Source organism: Mucilaginibacter ginsenosidivorax (genome assembly GCF_007971525.1).
GTDB lineage: Bacteria > Bacteroidota > Bacteroidia > Sphingobacteriales > Sphingobacteriaceae > Mucilaginibacter > Mucilaginibacter ginsenosidivorax.
Map to the genome: position 1 here is coordinate 6,754,144 of NZ_CP042437.1, position 16,103 is coordinate 6,770,246.

Annotated in this window: 16 protein-coding genes; 9 read left to right on the forward strand and 7 right to left on the reverse strand. The window is 41.4% G+C overall.

The features are described from left to right. Positions 1-77 precede the first annotated feature (77 nt). Complete coding sequence (gene mscL, locus FSB76_RS27910) at positions 78-488, forward strand: large-conductance mechanosensitive channel protein MscL (RefSeq protein ID WP_147059339.1); 411 nt, start codon at positions 78-80, stop codon at positions 486-488. A gap of 49 nt (positions 489-537) precedes the next feature. Here mscL and FSB76_RS27915 read toward each other — a convergent pair whose 3' ends face one another. Further along, positions 538-1,626 carry a hypothetical protein gene (locus FSB76_RS27915; RefSeq protein ID WP_147059341.1) on the reverse strand — a complete coding sequence of 363 codons (1,089 nt, stop codon included), beginning with the start codon at positions 1,624-1,626 and terminating at the stop codon, positions 538-540. A 42-nt stretch (positions 1,627-1,668) separates the two neighbouring features. Beyond that, positions 1,669-2,547, reverse strand: coding sequence for a ChaN family lipoprotein (locus tag FSB76_RS27920; protein WP_147059343.1), 879 nt, complete (start codon positions 2,545-2,547; stop codon positions 1,669-1,671). A 133-nt stretch (positions 2,548-2,680) separates the two neighbouring features. On the opposite strand from FSB76_RS27920, the gene rpmH reads away from it, so the two are divergent. The 4 genes from rpmH to tsaB all read left to right on the forward strand — a co-directional run bounded on the left by rpmH (position 2,681) and on the right by tsaB (position 4,401). Further along, positions 2,681-2,839 carry a 50S ribosomal protein L34 gene (gene rpmH, locus FSB76_RS27925; protein ID WP_076375290.1) on the forward strand — a complete coding sequence of 53 codons (159 nt, stop codon included), beginning with the start codon at positions 2,681-2,683 and terminating at the stop codon, positions 2,837-2,839. A 78-nt stretch (positions 2,840-2,917) separates the two neighbouring features. Continuing rightward, positions 2,918-3,319, forward strand: a complete 402-nt coding sequence (rnpA, locus tag FSB76_RS27930; RefSeq protein ID WP_147059345.1) for a ribonuclease P protein component — start codon at positions 2,918-2,920, stop codon at positions 3,317-3,319. After that, positions 3,319-3,558 (forward strand): membrane protein insertion efficiency factor YidD, encoded by a 240-nt coding sequence (gene yidD / locus FSB76_RS27935; protein WP_192910106.1) that lies wholly within the window; start codon positions 3,319-3,321, stop codon positions 3,556-3,558. The genes rnpA and yidD overlap by 1 nt, the downstream gene beginning before the upstream one ends. 141 nt (positions 3,559-3,699) lie before the next feature. Further along, positions 3,700-4,401: a tRNA (adenosine(37)-N6)-threonylcarbamoyltransferase complex dimerization subunit type 1 TsaB gene (tsaB, locus tag FSB76_RS27940; protein ID WP_147059349.1), complete on the forward strand. Its 702-nt coding sequence runs from the start codon at positions 3,700-3,702 to the stop codon at positions 4,399-4,401. Positions 4,402-4,553: 152 nt separating this feature from the next. Here the strand turns inward: tsaB and FSB76_RS27945 are convergent, their stop codons facing one another. Both FSB76_RS27945 and FSB76_RS27950 read right to left on the reverse strand, forming a co-directional pair. Then, positions 4,554-5,999 (reverse strand): DUF5723 family protein, encoded by a 1,446-nt coding sequence (locus FSB76_RS27945; RefSeq protein WP_147059351.1) that lies wholly within the window; start codon positions 5,997-5,999, stop codon positions 4,554-4,556. 136 nt (positions 6,000-6,135) lie between these two features. Further along, positions 6,136-7,725, reverse strand: coding sequence for a hypothetical protein (locus FSB76_RS27950; RefSeq protein WP_147059352.1), 1,590 nt, complete (start codon positions 7,723-7,725; stop codon positions 6,136-6,138). A gap of 85 nt (positions 7,726-7,810) precedes the next feature. On the opposite strand from FSB76_RS27950, the gene FSB76_RS27955 reads away from it, so the two are divergent. From FSB76_RS27955 to FSB76_RS27965, 3 genes are all read left to right on the forward strand, one after another. Next, positions 7,811-8,206 (forward strand): DUF423 domain-containing protein, encoded by a 396-nt coding sequence (locus FSB76_RS27955; protein WP_147059354.1) that lies wholly within the window; start codon positions 7,811-7,813, stop codon positions 8,204-8,206. A 179-nt stretch (positions 8,207-8,385) separates the two neighbouring features. After that, complete coding sequence (gene priA, locus FSB76_RS27960) at positions 8,386-10,875, forward strand: replication restart helicase PriA (RefSeq protein WP_147059356.1); 2,490 nt, start codon at positions 8,386-8,388, stop codon at positions 10,873-10,875. Between the two features lie 362 nt (positions 10,876-11,237). Further along, on the forward strand, positions 11,238-11,897 hold the full coding sequence (locus FSB76_RS27965; RefSeq protein ID WP_147059358.1) for a protein-L-isoaspartate(D-aspartate) O-methyltransferase: 660 nt from the start codon (positions 11,238-11,240) through the stop codon (positions 11,895-11,897). Between the two features lie 126 nt (positions 11,898-12,023). On the opposite strand, the gene smpB is transcribed toward FSB76_RS27965, so the two are convergent. The 3 genes from smpB to FSB76_RS27980 form a co-directional block, all read right to left on the reverse strand. Then, positions 12,024-12,476 (reverse strand): SsrA-binding protein SmpB, encoded by a 453-nt coding sequence (gene smpB, locus FSB76_RS27970; RefSeq protein WP_147059360.1) that lies wholly within the window; start codon positions 12,474-12,476, stop codon positions 12,024-12,026. A 390-nt stretch (positions 12,477-12,866) separates the two neighbouring features. Continuing rightward, a complete protein-coding gene (locus tag FSB76_RS27975; RefSeq protein WP_147059362.1) occupies positions 12,867-14,780 on the reverse strand; it encodes an Nramp family divalent metal transporter in 1,914 nt (637 codons plus the stop codon). Continuing rightward, positions 14,777-15,430 (reverse strand): metal-dependent transcriptional regulator, encoded by a 654-nt coding sequence (locus tag FSB76_RS27980; protein WP_147059363.1) that lies wholly within the window; start codon positions 15,428-15,430, stop codon positions 14,777-14,779. Before FSB76_RS27980 ends, FSB76_RS27975 begins: the two co-directional genes overlap by 4 nt. Positions 15,431-15,558: 128 nt before the next feature. Here FSB76_RS27980 and FSB76_RS27985 point away from each other — a divergent pair, with 128 nt between their 5' ends. After that, positions 15,559-16,029, forward strand: coding sequence for an Lrp/AsnC family transcriptional regulator (locus tag FSB76_RS27985; protein WP_090649916.1), 471 nt, complete (start codon positions 15,559-15,561; stop codon positions 16,027-16,029). Positions 16,030-16,103 lie beyond the last annotated feature (74 nt).

A 16,103-nucleotide genomic window follows, 5' to 3' on the forward strand; every position in this document is an offset into this window, starting at 1 on the left:
GGAATAATGATGATAAATGCTAAATAAAAACTTTTGTTTGATTAGTGTGTTAATAATCTTAACCAAAAATCAATATCATGGCCGTAGTTAAAGAATTTAAAGAATTTGCCCTTCGCGGCAACGTTGTTGACCTTGCAGTAGGCGTTATTATTGGCGCTGCTTTCGGTAAAATAGTTACCTCGCTGGTAACAGATATCATTATGCCACCAATTGGCCTTATGACGGGTGGAGTGGATTTTAAGGATGTAAAAATCCATTTGAAAGCAGCGGATGCTATTGCTAAAACGCCTGCAGTAGATATTAATATAGGTAACTTTATCAATATCGTACTCGAGTTTTTTATTATCGCATTTTGTATATTCCTGGTAGTTAAAGGGATCAACGCGCTTAAAACAAAAGAAGCCGTAGCGCCGTCTGTACCGCCGGTGCCAACTAAAGAAGAAGTACTGTTGGCCGAGATTCGCGATTTATTAGCAAAAAAAGCATAAATCATAATTATCAGTTGGCTGCACGTTTAAGCTTTACAGCCAACTGGTATTATCTGCCGCTTGCCACGGGTATCACCGAGTTGACTTTTAACCTGGACCCTGTGCTTGATAATATGGGCGTTACCTTTTTACCTTTAGGGGCTATTACCAGGATGTATGGCCACCAAATATCTGCCGATTGTTTAATGCCGCTACTTTCATAAAACCTGCTTTTGCCTTTATATTGTCCCATGGCATCGGGCGTAATATATCTATCGCCACGAGAATAAGGATCATTTACTTCGAGGTAGAATTTTGAATCAACTTTTTTATATCCTTTTACCAATAAAAAATGCCCCCAGTCTTTACCGTCTGTGTTGTAAAATTTGTTGGTATGCTGTTCATTGGCAGTGTTAAGGCCAACGTAAAACATATCCAGACAAAGAATACCTACATCACCATTATCAATTATTTGCGTAATTGTAGATTCTATGTCTGTTAATGGATAAGTGTCATTATAAATTCCAGTTCCTCTCATGTAATATTCCATATCGGCAGTTGTCCACCAGCCTCCTGTAGGCTTTATTGCCTGCCTGGCATCTTTAGGCGATAATTTAAAGGTACTATCGCTCCATCTCATAGCCATTGTTATTACCGTGGGCCCACAATTGATAGGGGAAAAAGGGCCGCTGTCAAATTGATCTAAATAGATATCGTAATTTTTTTCTGCAGTTTTTTCAGCATCGAGGTGGAAACCGAGGCCTTGATAAAAAAGTTCGTTTACAACCAGTATGGTATAGGCTACCGATTGTTTATTATCGGTTGATTTTATGGTTAGTGTAACCGTTTTACTGAAGTCTATAACGTCGCCGCTCTTTATCGTGTTACTGCCAATAAAAGCATTAACACCAGAAGCAAGTGAAAAAGTTGTTTTGAGCTTTTTTACATCCGCCGTATTTTTTACAACAATATTAACATAGTTTTTTACGGTATCTATTTTAGTAGCCAACAACGCATTATCTACATCAAACGTAAGCAATGGATTATGCAGTGTTGTTTGCTGTACTGGCGAGGGGGCGGAAGCTTTGTCGTTTTTGCAGGATGATACGGTAATGCACAAGCTGAACGCTATGCAAATTATTTGGTTTAGGCGAATCATTGGTTTATAATTTTAATAAAGCTAAAGGTTTTTTATTAAAAGTTAAAACGTTTTTGATGATTTCGGATCGGTTAAAATTACAAAGTCGGCCATTTTATTGAACTTGCTCCAGTCGGGATTATCAAAACTGTCATCCGCATAAGCGCCTATAGTAATAACACGTGCTTTGGGTGCGTATTTCTTTAACTGGGCTACGGCGCCCATTTTTTCTTCGCTATGAAAGCCACCGTTAATTTGCATGATCTTAAAATCGGTATGCTTTTTATAAAACCGGGCTATTGACCAACCCATTGTTGCATCCCAAAGGTTTTGCGATTGATAAATTTGCATTCCTGCCATAGCGGAGTGGCCACCCATTATCTTTACAAATTTATCGTAATAGGGGCCCGTAGCAGTATCAATAGGCAGGGGAGCAAGAAAGCTTTTGGCTTGCGTATCAAGTTGCTGCAGGCTGTTTAAACCACCGCGTGTTACCATGTTAGTATAGCGCGATGGGGCGTTTGCTGCTATCACTGGTATTTGACTTTGTTTAGCCAGCTCAACCATTGGGCGATAATCTTTATAATTGGGCCAGGTGCGTGCATCGCTTACCAGGTTTTTTTCGCGGATGAGGCCGTTTAGGTATTCGTTTAACACCAGCTGGCAGTCTGTAGTAAACATTTCCATCGATAAAGCTGTTTTGCCGGGATATTGTTGGGCCAGTTGCTTAAAAAGTTCCAGCTCCAACAGGTGCCCGGTGGAGTCATTATGTTCCTCACCAAAAAAAAGTACGTCGGCCCCCGCCATGTTGTTGATAATATCGGCAACTGTAGCCTGCTTTTGGGTTGCTGTATTGTATATTTTATAATGGATAGCCGGGGCTGCCTGACTTAATGCAACAAAAGGCAAGCAAATGATAAGCAGCAGAATAGATAGTTTCATATTATGGTTTTAAAACGCTTAATTTACAGCAATAAATATAGAGCGACAAATAAGAAAAATAGTGTTTGATAAGTTTTAAAATATTACTACATTTGCGCTCTTGTTTTTAAAACGACGAATAGAATAAATAGTTATGAAAAGAACGTTTCAGCCTTCTCAAAGAAAAAGAAGAAATAAACACGGATTCCGTGAACGCATGTCAACTGCTAACGGCAGGAGAATATTAGCAGCCAGAAGAGCTAAAGGCAGAAAAAGATTATCAGTTTCTGACGAGGGTCGTCATAAAGCATAAACCGGTTGCGCTGGTTGGTGTTTTGCCAATCAATGGATACCGATTGTCTGCTTAAATCCCGGTTCCAGATAAGCAACTATGTATACTTTTAAAAAAGAAGAACGGTTATGTAATAAAAGGCTTATTGATAAGCTTTTTCATAGCGGCTCTTCTTTTTTGTGTTATCCTTTTAAAGCCTCGTGGTTGTATCATACAGAACCACAGCAATTTCCTGCCCAGATATTATTTTCGGTTTCCAAAAAGCGTTATAAACATGCTGTCGACCGAAATTTAATAAAGCGCTGTATGCGCGAAAGCTACCGGCTACACAAACAACAAAACTTATACAATTTGCTGCAAACGGCCGATAAAACCATCGTGCTGTCTGTAGGTTATATTGGTAAGGAGATTGTGCCGTACAGCACCATCGAAAAAAAGATGCTGAAGATGCTTGCGCTATTGTCTGAGCAATTAACTGCCGCTAATAACACATTGGTGTAATGGTGCTGGTAAGATTACTTAAACAGCTTATAGGCTATGTTTTTATAGCTTTAATAAAAGTATACCAGTATTTTATTTCGCCGATGACAGGGGCATCATGCAGGTATACGCCAACATGCTCGCAATACGGGGTAGAGGCTATCAGGAAGCACGGGGCTTTCAAAGGCGGATGGCTAACCATTAAGCGAATTGCCAGCTGCAATCCCTGGGGAGGGCATGGGCATGACCCGGTACCTTAATTAGTTTTAAGTCTTTAGTGATGGGTTTTGAGTTTTCTTGGTTGCCCTAAGCTTAAAAGGTTAATATTTTGTTTTGTAAAGTGCCGCTGTGATTGATTTTTTCAACTCACAATTCACAATTCACAACTCACAACTCACAAGATGGGCCTTATTTTACAAATAGAAACTGCAACAACATCGTGCTCGGTAGCATTAGCTGCTGACGGTAAAGTTTTGAATTTTAAACAGGTAAACGAGCGGAATAAACATGCGGAAGTAATCACGTTGTTTATCGAAGAACTTATAGCCGGCGGTAATTTTACTTACCGCGACCTGGATGCCATTGCGGTAAGCTGCGGCCCAGGTTCGTACACAGGTTTGCGGATAGGAGTATCAACAGCAAAAGGGCTTTGTTTCGCGCTTGATAAGCCGCTTATAGCTATAGAAACTTTGGAGGCGATGGCTTATGGTGTAATTAATGATAATACTATATCTATTGATGATAATACACTGCTATGCCCCATGATTGACGCCCGAAGAATGGAGGTTTACTGCGCAGTTTTTAATATAACCGGCGAAAAACTTAAAGACACCGCTGCCGAAATTATTGATGAGCATAGTTTTGCTCATTTGCTGAATGACCACAAGATCCTTTTTTTTGGCGATGGCGCTGATAAGTGTGAAGCTATTTTAGGCGGCAATCCCAACGCCCGTTTTTTACACAAATTCGAAAACTCTGCCACGTATCTTACCCAAAAAGCAGCTGAAAAATTTGTTAATAAAGATTTTGAAGATGTAGCCTATTTTGAACCCTATTATCTGAAGGATTTTATAGCCGGGGTTAAAAAAGAACCAAGAGGATAGAGTCAAGAATTAAGATTTTTGGAGCAACGGCCAAAGAAAAAAAGCAACCTGTAATAATCTGTCCGTGTTCACTTAAAGGCTAATTTAAAAACACAAACAATCCGCAAGGTGAAGCTGTCTTGATTCTTGACTCTAATATCTTGACTCTGTCGTTAATTGCCTGTTTTAAATAATCGTCCCCACAGCCTTCCAAAAAAGCCTTTTTCGCCCATCGGGATATAACTTGAATTCATGGGATGCTCAATCACCGCGCCGAATTTCAACGAGAAACCAAGAAATATGTCCATACCTGAGTAGGTGCCAATATGATCTATCTGGGTTTGATTGCCCAGCGCCGCAAATGCAAGCCTGCCCGTGTTAATAAGCCTCTCGGTACCTCCGTATACTTCAAAGTTAGGCGTTTTATACATCAACTGGGCACCTACATTAAATAGCTTCATATCATCATAACTGGCCGTAATGGTGGCGGTATAGTTTTGATATTGCACATGGTTCACCAGCGCCGCGGTAAAGCCCGTAAACCAAAACTCTTTTGAGCCTATCAGCGTTGGCGTGTATTTAAAATTGTTGTCGTAATCTATCCAGTAGGTTTTCGACGCGCTCAACTCGCCCCTTGCATTTGTTTTTGTAGTGAACGAGCCAATTTTTGACATCGCTTCAGTACTTCTGAATAGCTTAATTACCGCATTGTATATGCTATCTTCACGGTGGCCCGACGCTAATCCGGTTATGGTTGTAGTATTATCAAAATTTGAAGCAAGCGAACGGCTGCTCCAGTGTATAAAGCCTAAATCTTTAATATTGGCCTGTATGGTTATTTTGTCGTCGGTTATGTACGATGTTCCAATGGTTATTGAAGCACCCGGGCTGCGGAAGTTGGGTAGGTAATCATGCGCCGATGGCTGACCCGGTATGTAGCTTGAATAATAGCGGCCGCGCATGCTAAGGGTAGCCTGGTTGTTAACCGAATCAAACACAGCGTGCGAACCTGTAATATCAAATTTTGAATATTTTACGCCTAACAAAGCACTCAGCTTAAAACCAAATGCAAACTGTTTGTTTATGCGTTCGCGGTACGAGTAGCTGATCTGGTTATAGGTTTGTAATTGAAAATGATTGTTAAAAATATCATCATAAGGGTTGCCTTTAAAGTTGGCAACATTATCAAACAACGCAATAGTTTCATCGGATACCAGGCCGCGGCTTTCTGCTTTTAATTGGTACGAAAAGCCCATTTCCACATCGCCATTAAGACTTGTGAACGATTTAAGCATAATGCCGTAGGCATTAACATTGGCATTAAAATGATTGTACTTGCTTTTACCAATTTGAAGTGACGATGCTTTATAAGTTGGAGTACTGGAAAAAAGCCTGTTTTTAAGCGCCTGTTGAATATCTCCCGTTACATAAGCGTTTGCGCCAAAGTTTGGTAAAAAAAAGTTAAATGCGTATTGCCTGCTTGAATCGGGTATAAATGATCTTACAGACGGGTTTTCGAATGAATCATAAAGCGTACCGGTGTTATATTGCGAAAATTGCTGGGCCGAAGCCGAGAAAGAGATGAGCAAAAAGAAGAAAAGAATGTAAATTTTATTCATATAATATCTCGCGAGCCTTAGTCCGTTTAATTTTTTAAAGATAAAACTCAAAAACGGTTATCTGTAAAAAAGAATAAATTAATCGGTTACTTTAACGTATTTGAGCGTAAGTTGGTTGTGAAATGGACAAAGTAATTTATTTTGTTAACGCTGCCGTGTCTATATTGTTCGCTTTTATACAAAAGTTGGTGTAAAAATTCTTGTCGGATGCTGTGAATTGATAGGCTGCGCCATAAAAATCTTTCCAGCCGGGATGGTTGTTTTCAAAGGCATTATAAAATGGGTCTTTAAGGTCGCGTTTTAATATAGCCTGCGTATTTTTAAAGTTGATAAAAAAAGCAACGTTACTCCGCTCGGCCAGCAAATTGTCAAACTGGTTATACTGGTCGGTTTTACTGATGAACTTGCGGTTAATATAAGTATCAGTATAGCTAACCAGTTCTGATGATGAGGCCGCCAGCACCAGGTAGTTATCTACAATCATGAAATATGGTTTCCTGAAAACACTAAAGGCATCGCCCAATAAAAAAAACGGCAGTTTCTCATAATTAAACTGCCCTATATGATCGCTCACCATGGTGCTGATGTTGGTCATTAAAGGCAGTAGTTTTGATCCGTCTTTAACAGTAATAATGGCAAATTTTTCCTGGTAGCGGGTGGTTACTACCGCAAATTCATTACTTAGCAAGGGCTCAAATTCTGTTTTTAAAAATAAGCCGGTTTCTTGTCTTATTTTATCAAAAAGCTTACCTTTTTCGCTGTTTACCCCTGCCTTAATGTGCCATTGCGATAAGTCGGCCTCAAACTTTTGCGGATCGGATACGGCAAAACAGATGCTATAGGCCGTAGTTGCCGGGAACATGTCTTTTAAATGGTTGATAACCGGCTGTTGCCTGGTAAAAAGGTTTAAATAACTGTAGGTATGGGTATTTAAACTGGTTAGGCCATTAAACATCAATGCATCGTTTTTATAATTTATGCTAAGCGCGGCAACGGCCGGCAATAAACGGAAGCTTTTAAAAATATCGGTGTTTTTGTTTTTAAAAAACTCGTCGAACAAGGGAGATAGCTGCCCGTAATTGATATATAAATTAGCCAGTGAGTTTGCATTCTGCTGTTCGGGCAGGGATACAAATATGGTTTTGCTTTTGTCGTTTTTATACAACGCGCTCTGGTTTATCAAAGCTTTTGAAAAACTGCCTACAACAATATTATCCTCTTTTTTAATGATGTAAAAGTGCTTGTTAATGACTTTTACCAAAATATCATACTCAAGCCCAAAAGCATTGTGATTAACAGCTATTGAAAGGGCTCCTTTTGATTGTGCGGCTATCATGTTAAACGAGTTTGGTTCAAAACCAACTGATGCCGTTGTTGTCACCAATAATCCTATATCGTCGTTATCGGCAGGATGAACTGAAATGAAAACATTTTGACCCGAAAAAAATTGATCAGACAAAGCCGAAGACATCAGCAACTTGCGTAAAGTATCTAGGTCGCTTAATTTTTGTTTGCCAACAACAGCGGCCAAAAGCTGGTTGCCATTAAAAATATCGTAAAACCCTTTCTCGTTATTAAATTCAAATACAGCTACAGCGTTATCGGGAATGCTTTGCATTACCTGGTTGTTGCGTACCCCTGGCGGATTTAAATTTTTAAAATATACAACCGTTATAAATACAGTAGCAGCAAGTAAAATTAAGGTGGTTACTATCAGTCGTCTCATAGCGGTTTGCTTTACAAAGATAGAATTTTACCCTGCGGCATTAAAGTAATACTTTCAATTGGTTAACTTAGCTTTTTATATCTGCATGAACAAACAAATAATCGTCACCGCTTCGTTTTTAGGAATGCTAGCCGTAATAACCGGCGCTTTTGGGGCACATGGGCTTAAGGCAGTTTTGCAACCCGGCCAGTTAGAGGTTTGGCATACTGCCGTACAATATAATTTTTACCATGTATTTGCCCTGCTTTTTCTATCTACCTTTAAAGAACCAAAAGGGAAGCTGATTAAAGCCGCTTATTACCTTTTTACCTTCGGGATAATATTTTTTTCGGGATCGCTATACCTGCTAAGCTGCCGCAATGTCATAGGCTGGGGTTGGCTGATATACATGGGCCCGGTAACACCGCTGGGCGGCCTGCTGTTTATTTTAGGCTGGCTAATGATGGCGATTGTTGCCTTGAGCGATAAGGGAGTTAAATAAGAATCAAGAGTTAAGAATCAAGAGTCAAGACGGAAATTTGGTAACCATTTTTGAATTCTAACTCTCGATCAATTTTTAACAAGCAAAATTTTAAAGTTCACCATCAGGGATTTAGACGGGAAATAGACCAGCGTTGTCTTGATTCTTGAATCTTAATTCTTGACTCTGCTAAAAACAACATGTTAGAGTTTACCGAATTTGAGCATACCGATCGTAAAACACTTTTTGTAGAAGTGATTTTGCCGCTGTCTATCTCAAAAAATTACACTTACCGTGTACCTTTTGAAATGAACAATGCTGTTGCCATTGGCAAAAGGGTAGTGGTGCAGTTTGGTAAAAGCAAGCTTTATACCGCGGTTATAAAAGAAATAAGCGAACTGGCCCCCGAAAAGTATGAGGCCAAATATATTATTGAGGTGCTGGATAACCTGCCGGTGGTTACCCCCCACCAATTGTACTTTTGGCAATGGGTGGCCGATTATTACATGTGCAACGTAGGCGAGGTAATGAATGCTGCACTGCCTGCCGCCCTGAAACTGGCCAGCGAAACCAAAATTGAACTTAATAAAGAATTTGATATAGACCGGAGCGCGTTGCACGATAAGGAGTTTTTAATTGTGGAAGCGCTGGATATTCAGCCCGAGTTAACTATAAGCGACATAGCTAAACTGTTGGGCCAAAAAACGGTTATGCCTATTTTGAAGCTGATGTTTGAAAAAAATCTTATCCACATTAGCGAAGAAGTAAGCGAACGTTACAAGCCCCGCAAACGTACGTTTATCACCTTAAACCCGGTTTACAACAACCCCGATAACCTGCGCGAGTTATTTCCGATACTGGAAAAACGCGCGCCTAAACAAGCCGATGCCTTGCTGGCATATATCAAACTATCGCGTACCCAAAAAGCTGTCAGCAAAAACGAACTGATTGAGGAGAGTGGGGCTGGAGAATCAAGTATAAAATCACTTATTGAAAAAGAAATTTTATTGGCGGTTGAAAAGAACGTAAGCCGGCTTCATTTTGAGGAAGATTTGGATGCCATTACCAATTTTGATTTGAGCGACCAGCAAACGGAAGTGCTGGAGAGCATCGGGCGGCAATTCCTTGAAAAAGACGTTACCTTGCTGCATGGCGTAACCTCGTCTGGCAAAACACAGCTTTATATCAGGCTGATAGAGGAGATGATGCGCAACGACAGGCAGGTACTTTACCTGTTGCCCGAGATTGCGCTTACCACCCACATCATCGAACGGCTGCGTATTTACTTTGGTGCCGACATTGGTGTATATCACTCCCGTTTTAATGATAACGAGCGGGTAGAGGTTTGGCAAAAAGTACTTAATAACGATTATAAGGTGATATTGGGTGCACGATCATCCTTGTTTTTGCCCTTTAATGATCTTGGGCTGATTATTGTTGACGAAGAACACGAAACATCCTACAAACAGTTCGATCCTGCTCCCCGCTACAATGCGCGTGATGCTGCCATATTTCTGGCAGGCATGCATCATGGCAAAGTATTGTTAGGTTCGGCCACGCCATCATTTGAAAGTTACCATAATGCTAAAACCGGCAAATATGGTTTTGCAGAACTTACAGAGCGATTTGGAGGGGTAGAGTTGCCCGATGTAGAAGTTGTGAGTATTGCTACCGAAACCAAGCAAAAAACTATCCAATCGCACTTTACCAGCGTACTAATGGCTGGTATAACCGAAGCGCTGGCTAATAAAGAGCAGGTTATCCTGTTTCAGAACCGGCGTGGCTATGCCCCGGTGCTGATGTGCAAAATTTGCGCCTTTACGCCCAAGTGCATTAATTGCGATGTAAGCCTTACTTACCATAAAAGCAGCGGTAAGCTTCATTGCCATTATTGCGGGTACAAGGAAGATTCGCCATCTATTTGCCCCGCCTGCGGATCCACGCACCTGGAATACAAGGGTTTTGGTACAGAGAAAATTGAGGACGAGTTAAGCCTGCTGTTGCCCGACGCGCGTATTGCTCGTATGGACCTGGATACCACACGTGCCCGCAATTCGCTGCAAACCATTTTGAATGACCTGGAAGAAAAAAAGATAGATATACTGGTAGGTACCCAAATGGTAGCCAAAGGTCTCGATTTTAGTGACGTTACCTTAATCGGGATCATCAATGCGGATAGCCTGCTCAAGTTTCCGGATTACCGCGCTAATGAGCGTAGTTTTCAGATGCTGGCCCAGGTAAGCGGCCGGGCCGGGCGCAGGGGCAAGCAGGGAAAGGTGGTGATACAAACTTATGATCCGTTCCATCGCGTTATTAAACAGGTAATTGCCAATGATTACAATGATCTGTATTATACCGAAATGGCCGAGCGTAAGAGCTTCAAATATCCGCCATTCTACCGTATTATTAATTTAGATATTAAACATAAAAACCCCGAGATACTTTATAATCAATCGGTTTACCTGGCCAACGAGTTACGTAAGCACTTCGGCGAAAGAGTAATCGGCCCCGAGTCGCCGTTGATTAGCCGTATCCGTAATTTTTATATCAAATCTGTCATGTTGAAGTTCGAGAAGGATGGAATTTCCATTGTAAAGGCCAAGGCGATATTGAAGGATGTGATTGTGCAGTTCCAGACTACTAAGCTGAGTAAAGGAAGTATTGTGCAGCCGGATGTGGATCCTTACTAAATAATGTTTCCATTTTGTCATTATAAGCGGTAAAATCCGCGGATTCTGAAGGGGAGATAACCTTCAAAAATAAAAAACTGTCAAGCTAAGTGGTAAAATTTCGCGAAATTCTGAAAGGGAAATGACGTTTAAAAATAAAAGACTGTCATCCTGAGGAACGAAGGATGACAGGAAAATTGGATGCGTCATGCGTAGGGATAAGCCTTTATTCGCGAACTTTTCTAATGGTCTTGCACAGTCAATAGATCCTTCGTTCCTCAGGATGACAAAGGGAAAATTTATTGGTTAACACATAAGTGTTTACGATTTGCATTTTGCTCCCCGGTGTAAAATCACCAAAATCCTGCTAACTTTACGGGGTAATGGCTCAAAAGTACATCGATAATTATCGCGAAAAAGGTGCCCGTAAACGGCTGGTTGATTTGTTGGAGAAGAAAGGGATCCAGGATCAGGAAGTGTTAAAAGCAATTGGTACCGTACCCCGCCACTATTTTTTTGCCGAAACTTTTTGGAACCAGGCTTACAAAGATATCGCCTTCCCGATAGGTGAGGGCCAAACCATTTCGCAGCCGTATACGGTAGCCTATCAAACGGAACTACTCCATATTCGTAAGGGTGATAAGGTGCTGGAAATTGGAACCGGATCTGGCTATCAAACCTGCGTTTTGTTGGAGATGGGTGCTAACGTTTACACCATCGAACGGCAGGAAAAACTTTACGAAAAAACTAAATATGTACTACCCGAAAAAATGGGCTACAAAGCGCATTTTTTTTGCGGCGACGGCTCTATTGGCATAGCCCAACATGCGCCTTATGATAAAATTATTGTAACTGCCGGCGCCCCCACAGTACCCGAAGTATTATTAAAGCAATTAAAAATTGGCGGCATTTTGGTAATACCTGTTGGCGACGAGGACACCCAAAAAATGGTAACCATCCTTAAAGTGGCTGAGCACGACTATGAAAAAATCGTACTGGATACCTTCAGGTTTGTACCGCTGGTAGGGGATAAGGCCTGGTAGGGTGGCAAAGCCCCCTAACCCCCTGAAGGGGGGAACTTTTGATTTGTATAGTTATAAAAAAGCGGATGAGGTATATAAACTTCATCCGCTTTGTATTTTTTGCTCCCCCTTTAGGGGGCCGGGGGGCTAACGTTTCATCACCCTGTCCATCTCTATCTTTGTATCCCTTTCTTTCATCGTTTCCCGCTTATCAAAGGTTTTTTTACCTTGTGCTAAACCGATTTCGAGTTTGGCAAAACCGCGTTCGCTGATGAACAGGGCAAGGGGGATAATGGTTAATCCTTTTTCTTCGCCTCGGGTAAGAAGTTTTTTGAGTTCTTTTTTGTTGAGCAACAGCACACGGTCGCGTTTGGCTTCGTGGTTATAGAACGAGCCGTACGAATATTCGGATATGTGCAGGTTACGCACATATAGTTGCCCATTAATGAAAGTACAAAATGCATCATTAATGTTGGCTTTACCTTCGCGGATGGATTTAATTTCGGTGCCCAGTAATTTTATGCCGGCCGTGTATTTATCCAGTACGTGGTATTCAAAGTAAGCTTTTTTGTTTTTGATGTATATTTTATCCTCGGCCATTGTATTCAGATGTAAAGCTTGCAAACTTACAAAAAAATAACCCGCTCTCTATCTTAGATAAATGGCGAATCCTTTTGATGTTTTTTAAAGTTCTCCCCTTAAGGCTATAGTGTGTACACATCTTTTAATCCTTTATCATTTAACAAAACGGTGTCATTTCGAACGAATCAGAGGTGGATTAGGGCATTGGGGTGAGGAGAAATCTTATACACCCTGCATCCCGATAGGCTTCTCGGGATGTAAATCGTCTAAGATTTTTCGCTACGCTCAAGAGGTAGTTTCTCTTTCGCGCCCCGCTCTTTCCCGCTCAAGCTCTATCGAAATGACATTTTCTTTTATTAAAAAGATGTGTATACACAGTAGCCCCTGAAGGAGAGGATTTAGGTGATACTACGCCTTTTGTGGCTTCACAATCAATACCGGCACGTTAACCTTATGCCTTACCGAGTTTACGGTTGTTCCAAATATCAGATCTTTTAAAGCCTTGTGCCCGTGCGAGCCCATCACAATAAAGTCTATCCCGTTTTTGTTTACAATACCGGCAATGGCGTCCGCGGGGTTGCCAAAGCCAATTTCACCTTCGGCCTTGTAGCCCAATTTTTTCATGGCCTGCACGTATTTATCCAGGTTATCAAAATCGCTTTGGGTTTCGCTATCCATTACCTGGCCGCCATAATAACGGGCTCCGGCAGTTTCTACTACGTGTATAAGGGTATAGGTAGCGTGCTTACCGCCTTGCATAATGGCATGGCGCATACAGTCGTTATCATTTTTTGAAAAATCGATGGTGATGGCCAGGTGTTTGTATTCAACAGCGTCCAGGTCATTAATTGCGTTTGCAATACCGTGGGGTATGTATATCGGCGTGTCGGCATGTTTATAAAGCATCGGTCTTAAAAATACATAAACCAGCAATAAAGCTATGCCAATAACTATCGGCACAACAAAAATATAGATGTACAAATCGGCTTGTGGGTTTCCTTTCAGCCAGTCGCCAATCTGGTCATACACCAGCTTGGCGTTAAGGCCAACTATAAGGATGGCACTTGCCCAGGCTAATATTTTTACTTTAAGGCTGATGGCAAAATTCCCCATCCGCTTTTTATCAGATGTAAAGTGTATTAACGGAATAACCGCGAAACCGAGCTGCAGGCTTAATACTACCTGGCTTAAAATAATCAGGCTGCCCAAAGCATCCTCGCCAAAGTAAATAATAGTGAACACCGCGGGCACTATAGCCAATACCCTGGTCAGTAAGCGGCGTAGCCAGGGTTCAATCCGCAGGTTAATATGCCCTTCCATAATAATTTGCCCTGCAAGCGTACCGGTAATGGTTGAACTTTGGCCTGATGCAATAAGGGCAATGGCAAACAGTACGGGCGCTATCCGGCCAAATATGTGCTCTAATAATTTATAGGCATCCTGTATTTCGGCTACCTGGAAATATCCATTTTTAAAAAATGCGGTAGCTGCCAGGATTAATATGGCAGCATTTACAAAAAATGCAAGGTTTAAGGCGATAACGGTATCAAACAGGTTGAATTTTATGGCCGATTTAAAGCCCTCTTCGGTACGGGTAATTTTACGGGTTTGCACCAGCGATGAGTGCAGGTACAGGTTATGTGGCATTACCGTAGCACCGATGATACCAATGGCTATATATAACATTTGCTGGCTCACCGCATCGTTTTTAAACAGGTTGCCGGGGATAAATCCTTTTGCAACATCCAGTACGTGTGGGCCAACAATAAACATTTCTACCAGGAACGAAACACCGATGATGAAGATCATCGATATAATAAAACCTTCCAGCTTGCGCATGCCTTTGTTCATCAAATAAAGCATCAGCACCGTATCTGTTATAGTAAGCGATACACCCCAGATGAGTGGCAAATGGAATAGTAACTTTAAACCAATGGCCATGCCGATAATTTCGGCCAAATCGCAGGCTATAATAGCAACCTGGGCCAATATATATAACCAGAAATTTACAAAACGGGGGTAAGCGTTCTTGGAAGCCTGTGCAAGGTCCAGTCCGCGTACTATGCCCAGCCGGGCCGCCAACGATTGCAGCAACAATGCGATGAGATTTGACACAAACAAAACCCAGATGAGTTTATAACCAAAGGCGCTTCCTCCGGCAATATCGGTTGCCCAGTTGCCGGGGTCCATATAGCCTACGCTAACCAGGTAGGCCGGGCCCAGGAAGGCCATTATTTTGCGCCAGCCCGTAAGGCTTTCCGGGTTAACCGAACCGTGTACGTTACCTAAAGAATGATTATCGGGTGTGCTATTATTGCTCATAGGGCTATCAGTAAATTGTTGGCAACCTCGCGGCTAATGTGTACTTCTTTATTTGTATCGAGTTTTAATGCTACCGAATGATCATATTCGATGATATCGGTAATGGTTATTTTTTTGCCGATGGTGAGCTGTTGCTTTTCCAGGTATTGTAAAAATGGCGATGTATGGTCGCGCACTCCCGAAATTACCCCGCAATCGTTAATTGTTAATGCCGAAACCGGCTTAAGCTCGGCTGGTTTAAACTTGCCGTTGCAATCCGGTATCGGGTCGCCATGAGGATCATGCTTTGGGTGGCCCATAAATTCGTCAAGCCGGTCAATCAACTCTTCCGACGAGATGTGCTCCATTTCTTCGGCCATGTCGTGTACCTGGTCCCATTTAAAGTTCAGTTTCTCAACCAAAAAGTACTCCCAAAGCCTGTGTTTACGAATAATGCCAATCGCTATCTTTTCACCGGCTGCCGTAAGGCTTACACCCTGGTAACGGGTGTAGTTAATAAGCGCTTTATCTGCCAGCTTTTTCAGCATATCTGTTACCGATGAAGCCTTGGTATTTAATGATGCCGCAATTTGATTGGTGCTGGCCATTCCGGCACCTGTTGCCAGGTGGTAAATACATTTTAAATAGTTTTCCTCGGCTAACGTGTTCATTTATACAAATCTAATAAAAAATTTAGACTAATCTAAAATATGAAGAGTTGAGAAATATATTTTTGTTTTACTCGTTTTAATTGAAATTTAATTTCGTGAAATGCGGAATATATTATATTTGCAACACTATGGGCGCTGAATTAGATAAAATAGACTTACAGATACTGAAGATATTACAGGAAAATGGAAGGATAACCAACCTTCAATTATCCAATGAAATTGGCCTTTCGCCGGCGCCAACGCTTGAGCGTGTGCGGAAGCTGGAAAATGCCGAATACATTAAAAGTTATCATGCCCTGGTTGATGAAGAAAAACTGGGCCTGGGTATTAAAACCTTTATCCAGATTTCGTTAGATTTTCATCAAAAAAACACCATCCAAACTTTTTTAGATGAGATAAAAAATATCAAAGAAGTAACCGAGTGCCACCACGTAACCGGCCAGTGCGATTTTTTACTAAAGTGCTATGTCCGCGACATTAAATCATACGAGCAACTGATTATGGAAAAAATAAGCCGCATCACCGTTGTAAAAACCTTCCAAACCATGATGATCATGTCGACCAGCAAAAAGGAACCGATAGTGCCGTTGGAATACTAATAGAGTCAAGAATTAAGAGCCAAGAATCAAGATAAGTTCATCTTGTATACTGAATTTTTCAAAGCGTAAAAGAT